Below are 6456 nucleotides of genomic sequence, written 5' to 3' on the forward strand. Positions count from 1 at the left end.
CAAAGCCCCTTTAACTTTCTTTCTTGTAAGAAGTCTGTTTTGTCGATTAGCCAAAGCATCCCTTCTACCTTGCAGTAAAATCTTTCTTCCCTGTTCATTTCTTGTATAAATCAGCTCATATCTTCCAATATAAGGTTGCATACACTTAGCGAAAATCATCGCATCTTCTTTACGTTTAGAAAAAACATCCGGCACAACAAAATAACGATTTGTTTTTGGTCTTTGATGTTTATTGTAGAGAATATAACGTTGATTATCCATTTCATCAAAAAACTCATTCACACATTTCGCAAACAACGCCTTATCATGAGCTGTTCCACCACTCAAATAAATAGAATAGAAAACTGCTTGGGATTCTGTTTGTACACGACAGTTCAACAACTCAAACATATGCATATTGAGCATAGCCTGATAAATGCCATCACCAAAAGCCTGTAAACGATTTAAAGGATTTCTCCAAGTCAAAACTTTCTTCCATTTCAAAAATACACTTACCAATCCAACCATCACATAAGTCACTAACAAATACATCATATAAGAACTCGTTATTTCAAAAAATAACATCAATGCAATGACCACAATAAACGCCAAAACGAAACTGACAATCATAATCGTCATATGTCTTAAAGCATCATATAATAAAACACTTGTTATATTCTGGTCTTCTGTTTCAATCTCATCAACAACTTCAATCTTATCATAGATAGTTAAAGAACGTTGCCATCTTTCTTTTAATTGATTTCGTTTAGATGATAATGCTAACATTTTTTGATTTGTTGTTTTGATATGTGCACGTGTTAATGGATATTGAATAGCTGTTAATCTCCCAATTCCATTTTCAATAAAATCTTTTTCATAATGCAAACCTAAAAAATGTTCCATTCTTCTTTTTAAATTTTCAAAATCACTTTCATTGTCTTCAATGAATTGACGACGATTAATAATTCCCTTATGAGGTGGAATACAAACCAGATGCCAGATATGACTGACTTTATCAGGATTTTTAGCGTATGTACGAATAGCTCTCCCACGCATTTGATTGCTTAACATAAAAGAACCTACAAAACTCGCAAGAATTAAAGTATTGACACAAGGAGAATCCCATCCTTCACCAAGTAATGATTTGGTTCCAATGAGTATTTGAATACCTTCCTGTTCAAACAATGTACTTACAGCTTTAATAATATCTTGATGATTTCCTTTCATTTCCACTTTCACATAATCATCAATCTTCTTAAATGGCTGAAAAACTATTCGATCCTTTTGTTCTACAAGTTGTTTTAATTGTTCTTTCAAACATGCAGGGATAATAATCATTGAACCACATAACACTGCCAAATGAAAAGGTTGAACCTGTTGTATACTTTCCCTTCTTAACATCTCAAAAAAGGGTAAGACACCTAAAGCATGAACATTCATACTTTCATCACCAATAGCTTTTTCATATTCTGCTTTAATATAATCCGTTAAAATCAAAAGTTTTAAATCTTTTTGCATATTTTGATATTCATGATTGACAATGACTTTGATACTTTCACATTTCCCCACTGAAGAAATCATCATCTTTTCAAAAGCTATATCAACTTGCATAACAACTTTCTTTTTATCAATCATTCCATAAGATTTGATATATTGATATAATTCTTGAAAATCTTCTTCTAAAATAGTATAAGAATCACAATCATCAAAGAAAAAACCTTGTAATAATATTTCCATCCATTGAATAGACATAGGTTCCAGTGTCTTTGTTCCTAATATTTTCAAATATGCTTGAGGATAAGACAAGTGCTGACTTTCTAAATAAATCAATAAAGACGATAAATAAGCCGGTTTTTCTAAGGCTTGATCTAAATCTTGAACAGATTGTATGTAGGGATGAGATAAGACTGCCTGTTGAAATAAAGAATTTGACATGAAATAATCAAAAACAGTTTGTGCATCTTCTTGAAACTTTTTCATCTTGGCTTCTTCTTTAGCCGTTGGATAATTAAAGTAGACATAATCTTGATGAGGACATAAACTCCCCTCTTTCACAAGTTCTGGTACTGTAATTTCTACATCAATATCTCCACACATATCCAGATACCTTGTCCACATTGCCGGTGTTGAATCATAAGGTGGTGTCGCTGTTAAAGAAATGGTAAAAAGCGAAGACGATATTTCTTTTTTAAAATCTTCTAAAGCCTTCCACCATTCTGTTTTTAAATGATGGCATTCATCTAAGCATAAAGTTTGAATCCCTGCTTCACGAACTGCATCAATCAATGAATAATCTTGATAATCCATATTTTCTTCATCATCTTGTTGACTCACTTTTTTCATGGCACTATGAATAGATTGATATGTCGCGACGTTGATTAATTGCAGATGTTTTAAATCTTGTGATATATAATCTTCACTTTTTAACCCCTTTTTTAAAAAAGCTTCATTTATTCTTGATACCCATTGTTGACGTATTGTAATCGTAGGTACCAGAATTAATGTAGGCTGATTGACTAATCTTATGATTTCTATTCCCAATGTTGTTTTGCCAGAACCTGGAGCTGCAACAATATGTATTTTCTGATCCTTTTTCAAAATATCTAATTGATCTAATATTCTTTGTTGATAATCTCTCCAGACTCCCTGAAACTCCAAAATATCTTGACAATTCATTTTGATCACCTTCTTTTTTATTATATAATAAAAGACCATTAATGACATCATTAACAGTCTATTCATTTTATTTTCTAATCGTTTGTACAGCAATACATCCCGGTCCACCTTGAGCAATAAAAACAGGTGAAAGTTCATAAATCTCAATCACTGTATTTTCAAATGTTTTTTGTAACTGTTTGACAACATCCTGTGCCTGTTGTAAAACTCCTGCATGCGTCACATAAATCTTAAAGTCTTCATTAACACCCAATTCTTGAAAAGCCTTGATAATTTCTTTAATAGCACTTTTTAAAGTTTTTTTCATCGCATATTTTTCTAATCTTTTCGCATCTTTTGTTGTTGTCATAATAGGTGTAATCTTCAACATGCCTCCCAGTGTTGCTGCTAATGGTGTTAAACGTCCACCACGTTTTAAAAATCCAAAATCCTGTGGAATTAAAAACGATTTTTCACAAGCAATACTTTTATGTAGTTCTTTCATCATATGATGAATATCCATGCCCTTTTCTTTTAAAGTGACTGCTTTTTCCACTAAATATCTTTGTGGTCCACATAAAGTCATAGAATTAATCACATGAATATTTTCACTATGATCTACACTTTCTTTCGCACTCACTGTACTTTGATATGTTCCAGATAGACCATCTGCCATATTAATCACAAGAATATCTTCATCTGGATATTTTTCAAACATTTCCATAGTTTCTCCAATGGAAGGTTGTGATGAACTTGGAATATGTCCTTCCTTAACAATTTCTAAAAACTCCTGACTTGATATATCCACATATTCTTTATAACTCTTTTTATCAGCAATAACATTTAATGGTAAAACATCAAAACCTAATTTCTTCCCTTCTTCAGGTGAATATAATGCCCCAGTATCCGTAATAATTCTCATACTCATTCTCCTCATATGTATTATCTCTATTTATAAATTAACAAATATACATTTGAATGTCAATATAAATGTAGTTTTTAAAACCATATTTAATAGAGAAGTAAATCTATTGATAATTTTATTAAAAATATCGAAAATTATTTAAATTATTTTATTATAGTAGTATTATATAGGTAGAAAGAAGGAATAGGTATGTTATTATTTACAATCAAAACTATCAAATCACTAAAGAAGAATTATCTACTCTATTTTGTTATGATGACATTGTTGTTTGCCTTTGAATTTTGTTTTATTGCTATGTTTGATTATTTAAATCAACTTCTACTTGATCCCATAATCTTCATGACTATCAGTTTTATCCCCTTTATGTCATTATTTATTTCTGTTGTTTTAAGTGCTTTTTTATCTCAATACTTTATTCAAAGTAAACAACATGAATTTTCTATGTTATTGATGTTTGGAAGAAAACCTAAAGACCTTTTCATTTATCTGTTGATTCAATTTGGTACGATACTACTTACAGCATTTATCATAGGAATAGGTTTAGGTATTTTACTTATTGAAATTATAAATATATTCTTAGCCAATCATTTCACTTTTTTCTATAGTATACCTTATACCATTTTTATTGATGTATTTGTTCTGATCTTTACTCTTATTATTGTTTTTGCATTAAGTGCCAAACAATTAACTTATATTGACTGTCATATGATGGAAACACTTCATCAAAAAACCACACAAGAAATCGCTCCTTATCAAATCTTCATGAGTCGTCATTACTATAAACGTAAAATTCCATTTTCTCGTATTTTCATATCCATTATTGAAATCATCATTCTTTTCTATTCCATTGATGCCCTTGTTCATAATACAATACTCCAAAATAAACTCATCTATTTTCTCTTATGTTTTTCATCCATCATATATCTTTCTAATCAGTTTATTCCCCTTATATTTGATTTATTCCATAAACAAATCACTCATCATTCTCTCCTCTTTCACTCTCTTACAAGTTATATGTATCTTACCCATCAGCTCTTATCCATCACAAACATCCATTCCATCGTTTTACCTTCACTTTTTATGTTATTGATGTTATGCGATCCAAATAATCATATCACACTACTGGTTGTGCCATGTTTTATAATGTTATTGATATTATTGTTGATGTGTATTGTGATGAAATATATGTTCTATCTACAATCTCTTAAAAAAATATACGCAGCACAAGGAGCTTTAGGATATAGTATACGTCAACTTTTTCAAATATCACTTTTTAAAAACTTATTCTTTTTCCTTTTCATTGTTTTGATTCCTTATCTCTATATTCATTATTTAGGACAATATATTATTCAAAATCAGATTTTAGAGAGTCAAATCATGTATGGTTTAGAAATATTTTATTTCATTTCTTATTTAATTTTTATGGTTTCTATGATTTATAAAGAAAAACAATTCATGAAGGAGGCAACAAGTTATGTCAAATATCTTAATCGAAGCGAATAACATTTCTAAGGTTTATGATCCTGATATTCTTTTAAAAAGAGGGAAAAATATATATGCATTAAATAATATCAATTTTGAATTACAAAAAGGTGATTTTATAAGTATTATGGGACCTTCTGGTTCAGGAAAAAGTACGTTATTAAATTGCTTATCTACCTTAGATCAACCTACATCTGGACATATTCAAATCTTTGGAAAGCATTTATCAAAACTTCATAAAAATGATCTATGTGAATTTAGATTTCAAAAATTGGGATTTGTTTTTCAAAATCATAACTTAATTCCTTATTTATCTATATTTGATAATATTGCGGCTCCTCTTATTTTAGGACATCAACAAAATCAAGAAATTGAAAAAAGAATTCATGAACTCGCAAAAATGTTAGAAATTGAAAAAATACTAGATAAGTTCCCTCATGAATGTTCTGGTGGTGAATGTCAAAGAACAGCCATTGCTCGTGCCCTTGTCAATCAACCAGAAATCTTGTTTTGTGATGAACCTACAGGTAATTTAGATTCTAAAAATTCTCATAAACTCATGACCTTTTTATCACAACTCAATCAACAAGAAACAACAATTGTCTTAGTCACACATGATTCCATGATTGCCAGTTATGGAAAAACAATGATGTATCTTTATGATGGTGGAATCAAAACAGTGATTCACAGAAATCAAGCAAGTCAAAAACAATTTTTAGAACAGATTAATGAAATTATTCATCGTGATACTCTTTTATTTGAATTTGATCAGACGCCATCTCAAATACAATCATCTTCTCCACAAATAGAAGTTCAAGATCAGGACATTGCCTTTGTTTCCAGACAAACCGTCTATATGGTCATGGAAGGTATCAAAAGTGATGAAAATATTCTTAAAAACAGTACACCTTTATTCATTCAAGGGACACAGATATCATACAAAAACAAAAGAAATGATTCTATTCAATTTAATTTACAAGATATTCAAGAAATACGTATGAACCTTTCTGCTCACTTTGTTAATTTTGGACTTCTTAGTCAATATGTATTTCATATTCTTTTAGATTGTGTCAGTCCAAAAGGTACCTATCAATTTAAACTCAAAAACAGAGATGATTTTATTCACTTTATCCATTATTTCCATCAACTCAACATTCCTATTGATGATCCTCGTCATATCGAAGAAACCTATCAAAAATATCCCGATGACTACAGTCGTCAAAAATATTATCAAAGAACCCATAAAGATCTTATCTCTTACAAATCTTAAAACAAAAACATCACCACAAAGTGATGTTCAGACTGTTGACAAAGTGGTAGAATTTTTTATTAAATCTACCACTTCTTTTATTTTTTTATGAAAATTGATAAATTTGTATTGTTTTCCTTATATTTCCTTCTTTTTTATTGGGTGA

4 protein-coding genes are annotated in these 6456 nt (G+C 29.9%); 2 read left to right on the forward strand and 2 right to left on the reverse strand.

Annotated features, from left to right (window positions below):
* Together B5E75_RS13815 and B5E75_RS13820 are read right to left on the reverse strand one after the other, a co-directional pair.
* On the reverse strand, nt 1-2655 hold a 2655-nt coding region (locus B5E75_RS13815), incomplete at its 3' end, for a DEAD/DEAH box helicase family protein (protein ID WP_087360447.1).
* 67 nt (nt 2656-2722) lie between these two features.
* Nucleotides 2723-3556: a DegV family protein gene (locus tag B5E75_RS13820; protein ID WP_087360450.1), complete on the reverse strand. Its 834-nt coding sequence runs from the start codon at nt 3554-3556 to the stop codon at nt 2723-2725.
* A gap of 192 nt (nt 3557-3748) precedes the next feature.
* Between B5E75_RS13820 and B5E75_RS13825 the strand changes: the two genes are divergently transcribed.
* Together B5E75_RS13825 and B5E75_RS13830 are read left to right on the forward strand one after the other, a co-directional pair.
* Nucleotides 3749-5062, forward strand: a complete 1314-nt coding sequence (locus B5E75_RS13825) for an FtsX-like permease family protein (protein ID WP_087360453.1) — start codon at nt 3749-3751, stop codon at nt 5060-5062.
* The gene (locus B5E75_RS13830; protein WP_087360456.1) at nt 5034-6311 is read left to right on the forward strand and encodes an ABC transporter ATP-binding protein; all 1278 of its coding nucleotides are present in this window, start codon (nt 5034-5036) and stop codon (nt 6309-6311) included. The genes B5E75_RS13825 and B5E75_RS13830 overlap by 29 nt, the downstream gene beginning before the upstream one ends.
* Nucleotides 6312-6456: the final 145 nt, after the last annotated feature.

It is taken from the genome of Massiliimicrobium timonense, assembly GCF_002160865.1.
Taxonomy (GTDB): domain Bacteria; phylum Bacillota_I; class Bacilli_A; order Erysipelotrichales; family Coprobacillaceae; genus Allocoprobacillus.

What these genes read in the sequence shown, in the direction of transcription:
- B5E75_RS13820 (WP_087360450.1), bottom strand. Translation starts at nt 3,556, where the DNA reads ATGAGAATTATTACGGATACTGGGGCATTATATTCACCTGAAGAAGGG.
- B5E75_RS13825 (WP_087360453.1), top strand. Translation starts at nt 3,749, where the DNA reads ATGTTATTATTTACAATCAAAACTATCAAATCACTAAAGAAGAATTAT.
- B5E75_RS13830 (WP_087360456.1), top strand. Translation starts at nt 5,034, where the DNA reads ATGTCAAATATCTTAATCGAAGCGAATAACATTTCTAAGGTTTATGAT.